At 69.0% G+C, this 16,620-nt stretch carries 14 protein-coding genes; 10 read left to right on the top strand and 4 right to left on the bottom strand.

From position 1 onward, the window contains the following. Positions 1-13: 13 nt before the first annotated feature. Both ABD989_RS02080 and ABD989_RS02075 read left to right on the top strand, forming a co-directional pair. Entirely contained in the window at positions 14-973 is a 960-nt protein-coding gene (locus ABD989_RS02080) for an endonuclease/exonuclease/phosphatase family protein (protein ID WP_345312242.1), read from the top strand. An 11-nt stretch (positions 974-984) separates the two neighbouring features. After that, positions 985-2,613, top strand: coding sequence for an ABC-F family ATP-binding cassette domain-containing protein (locus ABD989_RS02075; protein ID WP_345312241.1), 1,629 nt, complete (start codon positions 985-987; stop codon positions 2,611-2,613). On the opposite strand, the gene ABD989_RS02070 is transcribed toward ABD989_RS02075, so the two are convergent. The 3 genes from ABD989_RS02070 to acnA all read right to left on the bottom strand — a co-directional run bounded on the left by ABD989_RS02070 (position 2,597) and on the right by acnA (position 7,646). After that, positions 2,597-4,141, bottom strand: coding sequence for an acyl-CoA synthetase (locus ABD989_RS02070; RefSeq protein WP_345312240.1), 1,545 nt, complete (start codon positions 4,139-4,141; stop codon positions 2,597-2,599). The two genes, ABD989_RS02075 and ABD989_RS02070, sit on opposite strands and share 17 nt — an antisense overlap. A 118-nt stretch (positions 4,142-4,259) precedes the next feature. Beyond that, positions 4,260-4,826 (bottom strand): TetR/AcrR family transcriptional regulator, encoded by a 567-nt coding sequence (locus tag ABD989_RS02065; RefSeq protein ID WP_345312239.1) that lies wholly within the window; start codon positions 4,824-4,826, stop codon positions 4,260-4,262. Between the two features lie 6 nt (positions 4,827-4,832). Next, positions 4,833-7,646 (bottom strand): aconitate hydratase AcnA, encoded by a 2,814-nt coding sequence (gene acnA, locus ABD989_RS02060; RefSeq protein ID WP_345312238.1) that lies wholly within the window; start codon positions 7,644-7,646, stop codon positions 4,833-4,835. Positions 7,647-7,818: 172 nt separating this feature from the next. Here acnA and ABD989_RS02055 point away from each other — a divergent pair, with 172 nt between their 5' ends. The 8 genes from ABD989_RS02055 to ABD989_RS02020 all read left to right on the top strand — a co-directional run bounded on the left by ABD989_RS02055 (position 7,819) and on the right by ABD989_RS02020 (position 15,820). After that, positions 7,819-8,328 carry an Rv1476 family membrane protein gene (locus ABD989_RS02055; RefSeq protein ID WP_345312237.1) on the top strand — a complete coding sequence of 170 codons (510 nt, stop codon included), beginning with the start codon at positions 7,819-7,821 and terminating at the stop codon, positions 8,326-8,328. A gap of 225 nt (positions 8,329-8,553) precedes the next feature. Next, positions 8,554-10,008: an NlpC/P60 family protein gene (locus ABD989_RS02050; RefSeq protein ID WP_345312236.1), complete on the top strand. Its 1,455-nt coding sequence runs from the start codon at positions 8,554-8,556 to the stop codon at positions 10,006-10,008. Between the two features lie 122 nt (positions 10,009-10,130). After that, positions 10,131-11,240, top strand: coding sequence for an AAA family ATPase (locus tag ABD989_RS02045; RefSeq protein WP_345312472.1), 1,110 nt, complete (start codon positions 10,131-10,133; stop codon positions 11,238-11,240). Further along, complete coding sequence (locus ABD989_RS02040; RefSeq protein ID WP_246995935.1) at positions 11,227-12,159, top strand: DUF58 domain-containing protein; 933 nt, start codon at positions 11,227-11,229, stop codon at positions 12,157-12,159. Before ABD989_RS02045 ends, ABD989_RS02040 begins: the two co-directional genes overlap by 14 nt. Then, positions 12,160-13,152, top strand: coding sequence for a VWA domain-containing protein (locus ABD989_RS02035; RefSeq protein ID WP_345312235.1), 993 nt, complete (start codon positions 12,160-12,162; stop codon positions 13,150-13,152). Positions 13,153-13,168: 16 nt separating this feature from the next. After that, positions 13,169-13,906 (top strand): 3-oxoacyl-ACP reductase FabG1, encoded by a 738-nt coding sequence (gene fabG1 / locus ABD989_RS02030; protein ID WP_246995939.1) that lies wholly within the window; start codon positions 13,169-13,171, stop codon positions 13,904-13,906. 29 nt (positions 13,907-13,935) lie between these two features. Then, entirely contained in the window at positions 13,936-14,769 is an 834-nt protein-coding gene (gene inhA / locus ABD989_RS02025) for an NADH-dependent enoyl-ACP reductase InhA (RefSeq protein ID WP_246995941.1), read from the top strand. Between the two features lies 1 nt (position 14,770). Beyond that, positions 14,771-15,820: a ferrochelatase gene (locus ABD989_RS02020; RefSeq protein ID WP_246995943.1), complete on the top strand. Its 1,050-nt coding sequence runs from the start codon at positions 14,771-14,773 to the stop codon at positions 15,818-15,820. A gap of 4 nt (positions 15,821-15,824) precedes the next feature. On the opposite strand, the gene ABD989_RS02015 is transcribed toward ABD989_RS02020, so the two are convergent. Continuing rightward, positions 15,825-16,574 (bottom strand): serine/threonine protein kinase, encoded by a 750-nt coding sequence (locus tag ABD989_RS02015; protein ID WP_345312234.1) that lies wholly within the window; start codon positions 16,572-16,574, stop codon positions 15,825-15,827. Between the last annotated feature and the right edge of the window lie 46 nt (positions 16,575-16,620).

Genomic DNA, 16,620 nt, shown 5'->3' with positions numbered 1-16,620 from the left:
TAGGGTGAGGGCCGTGTGGGTGCGCAGTGGCAGGTGGGTCGCCGGAGTGGCGGTCGGGGTCGGCCTCCTCGGCATCTATCTGCACTACACGCAGTTCACCGGCGATCTGATCACCAGTGCCGTCGCGTTCGCGCCGATGCTCATGGCCGTCGCGCTGATCGGTCTGCTGCTGGCCCTGATCGTGCGCGCATGGTGGGTGGTCGGCATCGGTGCGGTCGTGGTGCTCGTCGGCCTGCTGACGCAGGCGCCGCTGTACTTCAGCGCGACATCGGGACCCGGCGAGTTCACCGTGATGCAGCTCAATCTGGATCAGGGGCGGGCCGATCTCGGCGAACTGGCCGACACGGTGGCGCGCGAGGAGGTCGACGTATTGACCGTCACCGAAGTGACGCCGGCGGCGTGGGGCCGATTGGAGGCCTCGCCGATCGCCGCGGCCCTGCCGTATTCGGTGGCCTATCCGGCCGTCGCAGGCAACGGCGGCGCCGTGTTGTCGCGCTACCCGATCTCCGACCAGCGCCGCCTCGACGGCTTCTGGCTGCCGAATCTGCGTGTGGTGGTGGAGGTTCCGGGCCGCCGGCCGATCGCCGTCTATGGCATCCATGTGATGCCCCCGTACCCGGACACCGCCGACCAGTGGCGCAGGGAACTGGAGGAACTGTCGACGGTGCTGTCCGCGGAGACCGGTCCGGTGATCGCGGCGGGCGACTTCAACGCCACCTACGACCACCGGCAGTACCGGCAACTGATGGTGACGTCCGAGGGGCGCCCGGCCATGACCGATGCGGCCGAGGGGACCGGTGCCGGAATGGTCCGCACCTATCCGGCCGACAAGTGGTTCCCGCCGCTGCTGGCCATCGATCACGTCCTGTCCCGGGGCGGACCCGAGCCGGTCTACTTCGCGAGCTTCGAGGTGCCGGGCACTGACCACTACGGCGTCATCGCACGATTTCGGGGCCTGCCGACGCGCCGGTAGCATGGTGCGACGTGATCACCGCGACCGACCTTGAGGTACGAGCGGGCGCCCGGACGCTGCTGTCCGCGCCCGGCGACGCCCTGCGCATCGCCCCCGGCGACCGCATCGGCCTGGTGGGGCGGAACGGCGCAGGCAAGACCACGAGCCTGCGTATCCTGGCCGGTGAGACCGAGCCGTACGCCGGTTCGGTCCGGCGCAATGGGCCGATCGGCTACCTGCCGCAGGACCCCAAAGAGGGCGATCTGTCGATCCTCGCCAAGGACCGTGTGCTGTCGGCGCGCGGCCTCGACGAGATCCTCGCGCAGATGGCCCGGCAGCAGACCCTGATGGCCGAGGCGACCGACGACAAGTACCGCGACCGGGCCATCGCCAAGTTCTCCCGGCTCGAAGAACGCTTCGGCACGCTCGGCGGCTATCTCGCCGAGTCGGAGGCGGCGCGCATCTGCAGCAACCTCGGGCTGCCCGAGCGCGTGCTCGAACAGGAACTGCGCACGCTCTCCGGCGGTCAGCGTCGTCGCGTCGAACTCGCCCGCATCCTGTTCGCAGCGTCGGACGGCTCCGGTAAGTCCGACACCACGCTGCTGCTCGACGAGCCGACCAACCACCTCGACGCCGACTCGATCGCCTGGCTGCGGACCTTCCTGCAGAACCACGACGGCGGGCTGGTGGTGATCAGCCACGACGTGGAACTGCTCAACGACGTGGTGAACCGCGTCTGGTTCCTGGACGCGGTGCGCGGCGAGGCCGACGTCTACAACATGAACTGGAAGCGCTACCTGGATCAGCGTGCGACCGACGAACAGCGTCGACGCCGCGAACGCGCCAATGCCGAGAAGAAGGCCGGCGCGTTGCGGGTGCAGGCCGCCAAACTCGGCGCCAAGGCCACCAAAGCCACTGCGGCGCAACAGATGCTCAAGCGCGCCGAGAAGATGATGAACGAGCTCGAAGCCGAGCACGTGGCCGACCGGACCGCCAAGATCCGCTTCCCCGAACCGGCGCCGTGCGGCAAGACGCCGCTCACCGCGCAGGGCCTCACCAAGGTCTACGGGTCGTTGGAGATCTTCACCGGCGTCGACCTGTCCATCGACAAGGGCAGCCGCGTGGTGGTGCTCGGGCTCAACGGCGCCGGTAAGACGACGCTGCTCCGGCTGCTGGCCGGCACCGAGGAACCCGACCTCGGAACGATCGAGCCCGGCTACGGGCTGAAGCTGGGCTACTTCGCCCAGGAGCACGACACCCTCGACGACGCGGCCACGGTCTGGGAGAACATCCGCCACGCCGCCCCGGACGCGGGGGAGCAGGACCTGCGCGGCCTGCTGGGCGCGTTCATGTTCTCCGGCGCCCAGCTGGAGCAGCCCGCCGGGACGCTGTCCGGCGGCGAGAAGACCCGTCTCGCCCTGGCCGGCCTGGTGTCGTCGGCCGCGAACGTCCTGCTGCTCGACGAGCCGACCAACAACCTGGATCCGATCTCCCGCGAGCAGGTTCTCGAAGCCCTGCGCAGCTACACCGGGGCCGTGGTCCTGGTGACCCACGACCCCGGTGCTGCGGCGGCCCTCGATCCGCAGCGCGTGATCCTGCTGCCCGACGGCACCGAGGACCACTGGTCCGACGAATATCAGGAGATCATCGAACTGGCGTGAGCACCCGCTTGCGCAGTTCCCCCTTGACCAGCTTGCCCGTGGGCGTGCGCGGCAGGTCGTCGAGGAACTCGATGGACCGGGGCACCTTGTACGCCGCCAACTGCTCGGTGGCGTAGGCGATCAGATCGTCGGCGAGCTCCGGCGTGGGCTCCACCCCGTCGACCAATTCCACGAAACCGCGAGCCACCTCGCCCAGGTCGTCGTCGGGCAGGCCCAGCACCGCGACGTCGCTCACGGCCGGATGATTGATCAGGACGTTCTCCGACTCCTGCGGATAGATGTTGACGCCGCCGGAGATGATCATGAACGCCTTGCGGTCGGTCAGATACAGGAACCCCTCCTCGTCGAGGTAGCCGAGGTCGCCGGTGGTGGCCCAGAACTCGTGCTGCGGGTGACGCGAGGCTCGCGTCTTCTCCGGGTCGTTGTGGTAGGTGAAGGCGGCGAAGTCCCGCTCGAAATACACCGTGCCGACCTCGCCGACCGGAAGGTCGTTGCCGTCGTCGTCGCAGATGTGGATCACGCCCAGTGCCGCACGACCGACCGAGCCGGGCCGCTCGAGCGCATCCTGCGGTCCGATCAGCGTGACGCCGGCGGCCTCGGTGGCCGCGTAGTATTCCTGGATCACCGGACCCCACCACTCGATCATCTTCCGCTTGACCTCGGCAGGGCACGGCGCCGCGGCGTGGATCGCGGCCCGCATGCTCGTCAGGTCGTAGCGGCCGCGCACCTCGTCGGGGAGCTTCAGCATGCGGACGAACATGGTGGGCACCCACTGGCTGTGGGTGATCGAGTACTCCTCGATGAGGCGCAGAGCCTCTTCCGGTTCGAATCGGTCCATCATCACCACGGTGCCGCCCAGCGACGCCACCATCGCGCAATAGCGAAGGGGCGCAGCGTGATACACGGGTGCGGGGGACAGGTACACGGTGTCCGGTCCGAAACCGTAGAACGGTCCGAAGACGGCGCTGACGGTGTCCGGGATCTCGTCGACCTGCCCCTCCGGCAGCGGCGGTCGGATGCCTTTGGGGCGTCCGGTGGTACCGGAGGAGTAGAGCATGTCGGTGCCGCGCGGCTGGGTGGTGAGCGGCGCATCCGACGCGACGGCGAGTACCTCGTCGTACGAGGTGAATCCGTCGATTCCGCCTACGCCCCAAGCGATCCGGCGGTCGGAGCGGTCGATCACCTCGGCCGCGAGCGCGACCGCGTCGGCCACCAGCGCGGAGGCGAACAGCACGCCGGCGCCGCAGTCGGCCAGGATGTAGTTCACTTCGGGCGCGGTCAGGTGGTTGTTCACCACGGTCACGTACATGCCGCTGCGGACCGCGGCCCAGTAGACGTCGAAGACGCGAAGATCGTTGTCGGACACCACCGCTACGGTGTCGCCCGGCCGCAGGCCCAGCTCACGCAGATGATTGGCGATCTTCGTCGACCGTGCCATCAGCTCGGCATACGTCACGCTCTCTCCGGTGGAAGGGCGGATCAGCGCGGCCTTGTCGGCCGCGGCGGCGAGGTGGTTTCCGGGGTACACGGGGCTCCTAGTGAGTCAGGAAGGTGAGGTACGCCTCACGCTAGCCCGACTTCCCGTCGGCGGTGGGATTCCCCGCGGGTCTGTATGACTCCACCGCCGACGGGCGCCTGTCGCTGTGTCAGTCCCCAGTGCGGACCGATGCTTCGACCAGATCGAGCACGGCGTGCAGATCGTCGGTCGACTGGCCGGTGGCCAGGCGGGTGATGAGCCCGTCGAGCACGAGGTCCAGGTAGGTCACCAGCACCTCGGTCGGCACGTCCTTGCGGAGGCTGCCGTCCTCCCGCTTGCGCTGCAGGCGAGCGAGGGTGACCGCTTCCAGGTCGTCGTTGTGCGCGGCCCAGGCCTGGGCGAACGCCGGATCGCTGCGGATCTTCCGGACGATCTCCAGCCGGGTGCCCAGCCAATCGAAGTCCTTGGGGCGGGCGAGCATGTCGCGCATCACCTGCACCAGACCCTCTTGGGCGGCCACGTCGGCCATCCGTTCGGCGTCTTCCCGCGCCAGGGCGAGGAAGAGTGCTTCCTTGTCCTTGAAGTGGTGGAAGATCGCACCCCGCGACAACGCGGTGGCTTCTTCCAGCCGTTTGACCGTGGCCCCGTCGTAGCCGTACTCGGCGAAACAGTGCCGCGCGCCGTCGAGAATCTCCCGACGACGCGCGGCAAGCCGGTCATCGCTGACCCGTGGCACTGTCTATCAGCTCTGGATCATGTTCCGGAGCACGTACTGCAGGATGCCACCGTTGCGGTAGTAGTCGGCTTCACCGGGGGTGTCGATCCGGACCACTGCGTCGAACTCGACGACGTCGCCGTTCTCCTTGGTGGCGGTGACCTTCAGGGTCTCCGGGGTGACGCCCTCGTTGAGCTTCTCCAGGCCGGTGATGTCGAAGACCTCGGTGCCGTCCAGGCCCAGGGTCTTGGCCGACTCGCCCTCCGGGAACTGCAGGGGCACGACGCCCATGCCGATCAGGTTGGAACGGTGGATCCGCTCGAACGACTCGGTAATGACGGCCTTGACGCCGAGCAGCACCGTGCCCTTGGCGGCCCAGTCGCGCGAGCTGCCCGAGCCGTACTCCTTGCCGCCCAGGACCACCAGCGGGACGCCGGCGGCCTGGTAGTTGACCGACGCGTCGTAGATGAACGACTGCGGGCCGCCCTCGAGGGTGAAGTCGCGAGTGTAGCCGCCGGACACGCCGTCGAGCAGCTGGTTCTGCAGACGGATGTTGGCGAAGGTGCCGCGGATCATCACCTCGTGGTTGCCACGGCGGCTACCCAGCGAGTTGTAGTCCTTGCGGGCCACACCGTTGGCGTCCAGGTACTGGGCCGCCGGGGTGCCCGGCTTGATCGGACCGGCCGGGCTGATGTGGTCGGTGGTGACCGAATCGCCCAGCAGCGCCAGGACGCGCGCGCCCTTGATGTCGGCGACGGGGTCCGGCTCCATGGTCATGCCGTCGAAGTACGGGGCCTTGCGGACGTAGGTCGACTTCTCGTCCCACTCGAAGGTGTCGCCGTCCGGGGTGTTCAGACCCTGCCAGCGCTCGTCACCGTCGAACACGGTCGCGTACGACTTGGTGAACATGTCCGCGTTGATCGCCGACTTGATGGTGTCGTCGATCTCCTGCGCCGACGGCCAGATGTCCTTCAGGAAGACGTCGTTGCCGTCGGTGTCCTGGCCCAGGGCTTCGGTCTCGAAGTCGAAGTCCATGGTGCCGGCCAGGGCGTAGGCGATGACCAGCGGCGGGCTCGCCAGGTAGTTCATCTTCACGTCGGGGGAGATGCGACCCTCGAAGTTGCGGTTGCCCGACAGCACGGCGGTGACGGTCAGGTCCTCGTCGTTGACGGCCTTGCTGATCGCTTCCGGCAGCGGGCCGGTGTTGCCGATGCAGGTGGTGCAGCCGTAGCCGCCCAGGTAGAAGCCGAGCTTCTCCAGGTACGGCCACAGTCCGGCCTTGTCGTAGTAGTCGGACACGACCTGCGAACCGGGCGCCATGTTGGTCTTGACCCAGGGCTTGGAGGTCAGGCCCTTCTCGACGGCGTTGCGGGCCAGCAGGCCTGCGCCGATCATGACCGACGGGTTGGAGGTGTTGGTGCAGGAGGTGATGCCGGCGACCGCGACCGCACCGTGGTCGAGCACGAAGGTGTTGCCGTCGGAGGTGACGGTGACCGGCTTGCTCGGGCGGCCTTCGGCGCCGTTGGCGGCCGACTGCACGTTCACTGCGCCGTCGTCGGCGAAGGAAAGCGCAGCCGGGTCAGAGGCCGGGAAGGACTCTTCGACGGCCTCGTCGAGCTGGGTGTGCTCGGCGGGCATGTGCTCTTCGACGTAGTTGTGGATGTCCTTGCGGAAGGCCACCTTCGACTCCGACAGGAGGATGCGGTCCTGCGGACGCTTCGGGCCGGCGATCGACGGCACCACGGTGCCCAGATCCAGCTCGAGGTACTCCGAGTACTGCGCCTCGTTCTCGGTGTCGTGCCACATGCCCTGTTCCTTGGCGTACGCCTCGACGAGAGCGAGCTGCTCCTCGGTGCGGCCGGTCAGGCGCAGGTAGTTGATGGTCTCGCCGTCGAGCGGGAAGATCGCGCAGGTGGAGCCGAACTCGGGGCTCATGTTGCCCAGGGTGGCGCGGTTGGCCAGGGGGACCTCGGCCACGCCGGCGCCGTAGAACTCGACGAACTTACCGACGACGCCGTGCTGGCGCAGCATGTCAGTCACGGTCAGCACCACGTCGGTGGCGGTGACGCCCGGCTTGATCTCACCGGTCAGCTTGAAGCCGACGACGCGCGGGATCAGCATGGACACCGGCTGGCCGAGCATCGCGGCCTCGGCCTCGATGCCGCCCACGCCCCAGCCCAGCACGCCCAGGCCGTTCTGCATGGTGGTGTGCGAGTCGGTGCCGACGCAGGTGTCGGGGTAGGCCTGGCCGTTGCGGGTCATCACGACGCGCGCCAGGTGCTCGATGTTCACCTGGTGGACGATGCCCATGCCCGGCGGGACGACGCGGAAGTCGTCGAACGCGCCCTGGCCCCAGCGGAGGAACTGGTAGCGCTCGCCGTTGCGCTGGTACTCCAGCTCGACGTTGCGCTCGAAGGCATCGGCGCGGCCGAAGACGTCGAGGATCACCGAGTGGTCGATGACCATCTCGGCGGGGGACAGCGGGTTGACCTTGTTCGGGTCGCCGCCGAGGGCGCTGACGGCCTCACGCATGGTGGCGAGGTCGACGACACAGGGCACGCCGGTGAAGTCCTGCATCAGGACGCGGGCCGGGGTGAACTGGATCTCGACGCTCGGCTGGGCGTTGGGGTCCCAGTTGGCCAGCGCGTTGATGTGATCGGCGGTGATGTTCGCGCCGTCTTCGGTGCGCAGGAGGTTCTCGGCGAGAACCTTCAGCGCGTAGGGCAGCTTCTCGGTGCCGGGGACGGCCGACAGGCGGAAGATCTCGAACGAGTCGTCTCCCACCTCCAGCGTGCCGCGGGCGCCAAACGAATCCTTGCTCAAGGTGTGCTCCACTCTCATCGCGGGTGATCGCCGACGGGCTGTGTCGACGGAAGAACTGCTACCCGCACATCATAGCAGTACGGGCGTACTGGTTGGCGGGAACGGCGGGTAGCGCGTCGCCATCAAGAGAGCGAACACGCCTGCCGTAAGGTGAGCGCGTCCGTACCTCTCCGATTCGCAGGAGCTCCAGATGACGCCGGCACCGGCCACCTTCGTGTTCGCCGCACCGATCGACACCACCGCGCAGTGGGCAGATCTGGACATTCCGGCGATCGCTGCGGCCTTGCAGTCCACCGGGGTCTACGCCCCCGCCGACCAGGTGTCCGCGCTGGAGCAGGTGGTCGCAGGCGCCGCCTCCGACGGATACGACCTGCAGATCGTGGTGCTCGAGACCAGCTATTCGCCGTTCACCGTGTACCGCGACATCGCCACCGAACTGCAGTCGCAGGTGGGCGGCACCGTGCTGGTGATCGGGCCGTCGGGCATGGGTACCGCCTCCGACGAGTTCAGCCGCGTCGAACTCGAGGACGGCACCGGCGAGGTCAAAGCGGGCACCAGCCCGGCCGTCGCCGCGCAGCAGATCTACGACCGCGCCACCGAGCCGCACGTGGACTGGACCGTCCTGACGATCCTGCTGATCGTGCTCGTCGTACTGGGTGCGGTCGGCGCTCGCATCGCCATGGTTCGCCGTCGCGGCTGAGCCTTCGGCGTTACCCAACTGTGACGGGCAAGGGGCGAGCACTCTTTCCGCTGTTCAGTGCATTTCCGCAGGTAATCACTCGTTTGTAATTCATCCTGTCGGGTTCCTGGTGTGTCCGATGTGACGTACGGTGCAGTAGACACTTTTGAGTAACCAGGGGTTGGACGTGTCAGTGAGACAGATGCGTCGCGGGTACTCAGCAGGGACACAAAGGGAGTACTTCTGTTGAAGCGAGCAACCAGTACCGCACGTCAGGCGATGCGCGGCGGCACTCTCAGCGCTTTGCTGGTGGTGGGCACGCTGACCGCAGGCCACGCGGTGGCCGACCCGGCGAAGAAGCCGTCCCCGGTCGCGGAGTTGATCAACGACATCGCGACCATCGACCAGAACCTGTCGCAGCTGACCACGACGGTCGCCATCAAGCAGCAGGCCGTGAACAAGGCGCTGGTCGACTTCCAGAACGCCTTCGCCGCCCAGCAGGTGGCCGCCGCCACGGACGACGCCGCACGGGCGGCACTGACCAAGACCAACCAGCAGGTGGCCGACGCACAGCGCACGTTCGACGACTTCATGCGCGCTGTCAACCGGCAGGGCAACAATCGCCTCGGCACGATGTCGGATTACGTCTCGTCCGACGATCCCGGCAAGGTGCTCGACCAGCTCACCAGCGTCGAGCAGATGGGCCGGGAACAGCGCGCCACCGTCGCACGACTGCAGGCGATGCGCGGCCAGCAGGCCAAGCGGGTCGCGGCGACGTCGGCGACGCGGAAGCAGACCGCCGCGGCCGCCAAGGGCGCCGAGAGTCGTCGCGCCGATGCGATCGCCGCCGTGAACAACGCCCGCCAGGCCGTCACCGATCAGAACACCAAGCGGTCGAGCCTGCTCAACCAGCGCACCGCACTGGTGAACAAGCTCGACAAGCAGCGGGGCACCAAGACCCCGACGTCGCCCCCGCCCGTGCTGAGCGACGTCCTCGAACAGCTCCCGTCCACACAGGTCGAGGGCACCGAGAACGCGGCCGCCGAGGCCGCAGCCCTGGTGGCCAAGCTGGCTCTGGAGACCGGCACGCAACTGCTCGCCGGCTTGATCGGCGAGCAGCAGATCCCGCATTCGGAACTGCTCGACGAGTTGGGTCTGGGCGGATCCAGCATCGGCGACGGTCCCGACGGCGTGATCTCCCGCCTCGGCACCGGTTCGCTGGGTGCGCTCTTCGGCGGCGGAGGAGGCGGCGGCGGCATCGCCCGGCCGGGTCTGCGGGGACCGCAGGCCATCGAGCTCGTCGTCAATCGCGCGAAGTCGCAGATGGGCATCCCGTACGCCTGGGGCGGCGGCAACGCCGACGGCCCGACGCTCGGCATCCGCGACGGCGGCGTGGCCGACAGCTACGGCGACTACAACAAGATCGGCTATGACTGCTCGGGCCTGATGGTCTACGCCTTCGCCGGCGTCGGCATCGATCTGCCCAAGTACTCCGGCTATCAGTACACCTCCGGGCCGCACGTTCCGCTGGCCGAGATGCGCCGCGGCGACATGATCTTCTACGGCCCCAACGCCAGCGCCCACGTGGCGATGTACCTGGGCGACGGCACCATGATCGAGGCGCCCCAGTCGGGCAGCGTCGTGAAGATCTCGCCGGTGCGGACCGATGGCGCCATGCCGAATGTCGTGCGTCTACTCTGACCGTCGCGGCGGTCGGTAGAGTCGCTCGCAGCACCGTCAGCTACAGAGGAGTCACCGGTTTGAGTTCAGCCGCCGCGGAAAACGCACTCACCCCCGAGGATGTCAAACTCCTCGAACGGGCGATGTACGAAGTCAAGCGCGTCATCGTGGGTCAGGAAGAACTGGTCGAGCGGATCATGGTGGGCCTGCTGGCCCGCGGCCACATCCTGCTCGAGGGCGTGCCCGGCGTGGCCAAGACGCTCGCGGTGGAGACCTTCGCCACCGTGATCGGTGGCGACTTCTCGCGCGTCCAGTTCACTCCCGATCTGGTGCCGACCGACCTCATCGGTACCCGCATCTACCGGCAGGGCCGCGAAGAGTTCGACACCGAGCTCGGTCCGGTGGTGACCAACTTCCTGCTGGCCGACGAGATCAACCGCGCTCCGGCCAAGGTGCAGTCGGCCCTCCTGGAGGTGATGGCCGAGCGGCACGTGTCCATCGGCGGCATCACCTACCCGATGCCCGATCCGTTCCTGGTGATGGCCACCCAGAACCCGATCGAGAACGAGGGCGTCTACCCGCTGCCCGAGGCGCAGCGCGACCGCTTCCTGTTCAAGGTCCTCGTCGACTATCCGTCGGTGGAGGAGGAGCGCGAGATCGTCTATCGGATGGGCATCGAGCCGCCGACCGCCTCGCAGATCCTGGACCCGGCCACCACCATCCGCCTGCAGAAGGTGGCCGCCGGCGTCTTCGTGCACCACGCCCTGGTCGACTACGTGGTGCGCGTCGTCGACGCCACTCGGCGTCCGGCCGATCTCGGCCTGACCGACGTGGCGACCTGGCTCAGCTACGGCGCCTCCCCGCGCGCCACCCTCGGCATCGTGGCCGCTGCCCGCGCCCTCGCGGTGATCCGCGGCCGCGACTACGTGATCCCGCAGGACGTCGTCGAGATCATTCCGGACGTGCTGCGTCACCGCCTGGTGCTCAGCTACGACGCGCTCGCCGACGAGGTGACGCCGGACCAGATCATCACCCGGATCCTGCAGACCGTCGGACTTCCGCAGGTCAGCGCGGCACCGCAGCAGCAGGTGCCGCAGCAGCCCGCTCCCCAGCAGTACCAGCAGGCCCCGCAGCAGCAAGCACCGCAGCAGCAGCCGGTCACGCAGCAGCAAGCACCGCAGCAGCAGCCGGTCCCGCAGCAGCAGCAGGCGCCGCAGCAGGCGCCGACCCCGGAGGGTCATGTCGGCCAATAGCGATCTGCCGTCTCTGCGCGGAGGTGACCTCGACGACCCGCAGCTGACGGCGGCGCTGGGCAGCCTGGAGCTGACGGTCCGTCGCAAGCTGGACGGCGTGCTCCAGGGTGCCCACCTCGGCCTGATTCCGGGGCCGGGCTCCGAGCCCGGCGAGGCGCGACCGTATCAGCCCGGCGACGACATCCGGCGGATGGAATGGTCGGTCACCGCACGCACCACGCAGCCGCACGTCCGGCAGATGATCGCCGACCGCGAGCTGGAGACCTGGTTCGTGATGGACGCCTCCGCCAGCCTCGACTTCGGGTCGGGGGAGCACACCAAGCGCGACCTCGCCGTCGCCGCGGCGGCCGCGGTGGTCCACCTGACCGCCGGCGGCGGTAATCGGCACGGCGCCGTCGTCGTCACCGGCGACACCATCGCGCGCGTGCCCGCACGCTCGGGCCGCGCCCACGACCGCAACCTGCTGAAGACGCTCGCCACCACCCATCGCAGCAACGCCGGTGTCCGCGGCGACCTGAACGCGGGTCTGGAAGCCCTGCGTCGTCCGCAGCGACGCCGCGGCCTGGCCGTGGTGATCAGTGACTTCCTCGGCCCCCTCGACTGGACGCGTTCGCTGCGCGCCATCGGCGCCCACCACGAGTTGCTCGGTGTGGAGGTGCTCGATCCACTGGACATCGCATTGCCCCCGGTGGGCCCGGTGACCCTGGCCGACGCCGAATCCGGCGACGTCCTGGAAATCGACGTGACGCCGCAGGTGCGCGCGGACTTCGCGGCCGCCGCGGCCGCCCACCGGGAGCAGGTGCACGCCGCGTTCCGCAGTTGCGGCGGGGCGGTGCTGACGCTGCAGACCGATCGCGACTGGATCGCCGACACCGTGCGATTCGTGGGCCGTCGACGTCGTGCGGCGGGGGTGCGGTAGATGAGCCGTTGGTTCGGCCACCCGTGGTGGCTGCTGTCGATCCTGCTGGTCGTCGCACTGGTGGCGGCGTACGTCATCGAGATGCGGCGGCGGAAGACCCGCGCCCTGCGCTTCGCCAATCTGGACGTGCTGCGGTCGGTCACGCCGGGCGCGCGCGACCGGTTCCGGCACGTGCCGTTCGGTGTGCTGGCCGTCGGCCTGCTCTTGTTGACCATTGCGATGGCCGGTCCGCTGGCCGAACGCGACGTGCCGCGCAACCGCGCCACCGTGATGCTGGTGGTGGACGTCTCCAACTCGATGATGGCCACCGACGTGGCGCCGTCGCGCCTGGAAGCCGCGCAGGCGGCGGGCAAGCGTTTCGCCGACGAGTTGACCGCGGGCATCAATTTGGGTCTGGTGTCGTTCGCCGGCACCGCGTCGACCCTGGTGTCGCCGACGCCCGACCACAACGCCACCAAGAACGCGCTGGGAAAGTTGAAGCTGGCCGACAAGACGGCCACCGGCGAGGGCATCTTCGCGGCGCTCGACCAGATTCAGACGCTCAACTCGGCGCTCGGCGGCGACTCGCACGCGCCGCCCGCGCACGTGGTGCTGCTGTCCGACGGTAAACAGACCGTGCCGGAGAGCCCGAACGCCGAACGCGGCGGCTTCACCGCGGCCCGCAAGGCCAAGGAGGAGAACATCCCGGTCTCCACCATCTCCTTCGGAACGCTCACCGGCACCGTCGAACTGGAGGGGCCGAACGGCCAGATGCAGCGCGTGCCGGTGCCCGTCGACGACGATTCGCTGCGCCAGATCGCGAACATCTCGGGCGGCAACTTCTACACCGCGTCGTCGTTGGACGAGCTGAACAAGGTGTATTCGACGCTGCGCGAACAGATCGGCACCGAACGCCAGCGCGGCGACAACTCCCGCCCGTGGATGATCGCGGGAACGCTGCTGGTGCTCGCCGGGACCGCGGGTGCCCTCTTCCTCAACCGCCGACTTCCGTGAGATAGGTTGGACAACCATGTCAGAGAATGCACAGACCCCCGAATTCACTCCGCGCTCGGTGCTCGTCACCGGCGGTAACCGGGGTATCGGCCTGGCCGTGGCCCAGCGCCTCGCGGCCGACGGCCACAAGGTCGCCGTGACCCACCGCGGCTCCGGCGCCCCCGAGGGCCTGTTCGGCGTGCAGTGCGATGTGACCGACGACGAGTCGGTGACCCGTGCCTTCGCCGAGGTCGCCGAGCACCAGGGCCCCGTCGAGGTGGTCGTCGCCAACGCCGGCATCACCGAGGACACCCTCATCATGCGGATGAGCGTGGACAGCTTCGCCACGGTGCTCGACGCGAACCTGACCGGCGCCTTCCGCGTCACCAAGGCCGCCACCCGCGACATGCTGAAGAAGCGCTGGGGCCGGTTCATCTACCTCGGCTCGGTCGTCGGCATGATGGGCACCCCCGGCCAGGCGAACTACGCCGCGTCGAAGGCCGGCGTGATCGGTCTGGCGCGCTCGGTGACCCGCGAGCTGGGCGGCCGCAACATCACCGCCAACGTGGTGGCCCCGGGCCTGATCGACACCGACATGACCCGCGCGCTGCCCGAGGACTACACCAAGACCGCGGTGGACCAGGCCATTCCGGCCAAGCGCATGGGCCAGCCCGAAGAGGTGGCGGCCGTCGTCAGCTTCCTCGCCTCGAACGACTCCGCCTACGTCACCGGCAACGTGATCAACGTCGACGGCGGCCTCGGCATGGGTCACTGACCCACCCCACTACTTTCTAGGAGCATCCCGTGAGCGGAATCCTCGCAGGCAAGACCATTCTCGTCACCGGCATCATCACCGACGCCTCCATCGCCTTCGCCACCGCGGCGCAGGCACAGGAGGCCGGCGCCAAGGTGATCATCACCGGCATCCCGGAGCGGCTGCGGCTCATCAACCGCATCGCTAAGCGCCTCCCGCAGGAAGTGCCCGACGCGATCGGTCTGGACGTGACCGACGAGGAGAGCCTGGGCGCCCTGGCCGATCAGGTGCGCGCACTGGCCCCGGAGGGCATCGACGGCGTGGTGCATTCGATCGCCTTCGCCCCGCGCACCCTGATGGGTCCGGATGCGCTGCCGTTCCTCGACGGCCCCGGCCCGGACGCGGCCAAGGCCTTCGAGATCTCGGCGTGGAGCTACGCGTCGCTGGCGCGCGCCGTGCTGCCGGTGATGAACGAGGGCGGCTCCATCGTGGGCATGGACTTCGATCCGCGCACCGCTGTGCCCGACTACAACTGGATGGGCGTGGCCAAGGCCGCGCTGGAGTCGGTGAACCGCTACGTGGCCCGCGAGGTGGGGTACGCCAAGAAGGTGCGTTCCAACCTGGTGGCCGCCGGTCCGATCAAGACCCTGGCCGCCAAGGCGATCTCCGGCACCGCGACCGACGATGCCAAGAAGCTGAACATGCTCAACGAGTACTGGGACGGTGCGTCGCCGATCGGCTGGAACGTCGACGATCCCGCCCCGGTCGGCAAGAGCGTCGTCGCGCTGCTGTCGGACTGGCTCCCGGCCACCACCGGTTCCATCGTCTACGTCGACGGCGGTGCCAGCCACAACACCTGGTTCCCCGAGAACCTGCTGAGCTGACATGACGGCGGCCGCATCCGAGCAGTTCACCGCCGTCCTCTTCCACTCCTTCGGCGGACCGGACGGTCCCGAGGACGTTCGTCCGTTCCTGGAGAACGTCACGCGCGGTCGCGGGGTGCCGCCCGAGCGGCTCGAGGAGGTGGTGGAGCACTACCTGCACTTCGGCGGCATCTCACCGATCAACCGGCTGAACCTGGACATGATCGCGGCGCTGCAGGCCGAGCTGCGTTCGCGCGGCACGGATCTGCCGATCTACTTCGGTAACCGCAACTGGACACCCTTCGTCGCCGATGCGCTGACCGCTCTGCGGAGCGACGGCCACCGTCGGGTGCTGGTGTTCCCGACGTCCGCGTGGGGCGGTTACTCGGGTTGCCGCCAGTACCACGAGGACCTCGCCGGTGCGCTGGCGCAGGTGGACGGCTCGTCGGACCTGCTGGTGCGCAAACTTCCGCAGTTCTGGGACCGCCCCGGTTTCGTCGCCGCGGCCGCGGCGGCGGTCCGTCGTGCGCTGGCCGAGTTGGGGGAGGGCGCCCCGGCTCGACTGGTGTTCACCGCGCACTCGATTCCGCTCGGCGCCGACCGGACCGCCGGGCCGCCGGAGGACGGCGGGCACCTGTACTCGCGCCAGGTGGCCGGGGCGGCGCAACGCGTCGCCGACGAGCTGGGCGTCGAGAACCACGATCTGGTCTGGCAGTCGCGCTCGGGTCCGCCCCAGGTGCCCTGGCTGGAGCCGGACATCTGCGACCACCTCGACGCGCTGGCCGAGGAAGGCGTCGGTCGCGTGGTGGTGTGTCCGATCGGGTTCGTCTCCGACCACCTCGAAGTGGTCTGGGATCTGGACACCGAGGCCCGGCAGCGCGCCGAGGAACTGGGGATGGGCTATGCCCGCGCCGACACGGTCGGCACCGACCCGGCGTTCCTGGCGATGATCGCCGATCTGATCGAGGACTACGCCGACGGCGGCGGCGACACGTCCGCACTCGGTTGCGGCGACAACGGCGCGCTCTGCCGGCCGGGCTGCTGCCAGCTGCCGCCGCGCCCCACCCGGTAGGGCGTCAGTCGCGGTAGTAGTCGCGCAGGAGCGTGTTGATCGCGGCGGCGCGGGCCCGGCGGGTCAGCGTCGAGAGGCGGCGGAGCTGAGCGTCGGCATTCTCCACCTGCTGCGCGGAGGCGCCGAGACCGCCACCGGCGAGCCCGACGATGGCGTCGATCTGTGCGGCGGTGGCGAGCATCCGGTCCACGCGCTGCCGGTCGTGCGGCGGCAGGTCCAGCGAGACGGCCGCCGTCCGCGCGGCGAGTGCGTCGCGGAGGTCGGCGGGACCGCCGACTCGCGGTCCGGCGAGGCCGGCGATCACCGTCGCCGCCTCGCCGACGGCCTCCCGCAGGTCGTATTCCAGTTCGCCCGCGGTCTGGTCGCCGCCGAGCGCCAGGACGTCCACGTCGGGGCCGAGTTCCCGCACGCTCCAGCGGCACCGCTCGGCGGTGCCGCGCGCGGTGAGCGCGAGCGGCGGGCGGTCCGCGCGGTCCAGAATCAGTACGTCCTCGGCCTCCGACGGCAGGCCCTGCGCATCGCCGGGCGCGGGGAACACCACCGCGCTGCGTCGGGCGGCGCCCACTAGCCGGACCAGGTCCAACGCGGTGCCGCCGGTGTCGACGTCGTGCGTCTCGGCGTAGTCGTGGAGCGTGTGCAGGACGTCGTCGGGGGAGGCGAGACCGGCGCGCCAGGCGGCGCTCCACACGGCGAGTGCGGATGCCGGCCAGGCCCGCAGTAGGCCGGTCGTGGAGCTGGGAACTGATCGTGACATGACCTCTCCACGATACGCGGAGCGTCGTCGCCGTCGAACCCTCCGC

The sequence above is a fragment of the Gordonia alkaliphila genome, assembly GCF_039542465.1.
In the GTDB taxonomy this organism is placed as follows: Bacteria; Actinomycetota; Actinomycetes; order Mycobacteriales; family Mycobacteriaceae; genus Gordonia; species Gordonia alkaliphila.
Note: the sequence above shows the minus strand (reverse complement) of the source record. Positions and strands in the feature narration are given on the sequence as shown.

What these genes read in the sequence shown, in the direction of transcription:
- acnA (WP_345312238.1), bottom strand. Translation starts at nt 7,646, where the DNA reads ATGAGAGTGGAGCACACCTTGAGCAAGGATTCGTTTGGCGCCCGCGGC.
- ABD989_RS02055 (WP_345312237.1), top strand. Translation starts at nt 7,819, where the DNA reads ATGACGCCGGCACCGGCCACCTTCGTGTTCGCCGCACCGATCGACACC.
- ABD989_RS02045 (WP_345312472.1), top strand. Translation starts at nt 10,131, where the DNA reads ATGTACGAAGTCAAGCGCGTCATCGTGGGTCAGGAAGAACTGGTCGAG.
- ABD989_RS02040 (WP_246995935.1), top strand. Translation starts at nt 11,227, where the DNA reads ATGTCGGCCAATAGCGATCTGCCGTCTCTGCGCGGAGGTGACCTCGAC.
- ABD989_RS02035 (WP_345312235.1), top strand. Translation starts at nt 12,160, where the DNA reads ATGAGCCGTTGGTTCGGCCACCCGTGGTGGCTGCTGTCGATCCTGCTG.
- fabG1 (WP_246995939.1), top strand. Translation starts at nt 13,169, where the DNA reads ATGTCAGAGAATGCACAGACCCCCGAATTCACTCCGCGCTCGGTGCTC.
- ABD989_RS02020 (WP_246995943.1), top strand. Translation starts at nt 14,771, where the DNA reads ATGACGGCGGCCGCATCCGAGCAGTTCACCGCCGTCCTCTTCCACTCC.
- ABD989_RS02015 (WP_345312234.1), bottom strand. Translation starts at nt 16,574, where the DNA reads ATGTCACGATCAGTTCCCAGCTCCACGACCGGCCTACTGCGGGCCTGG.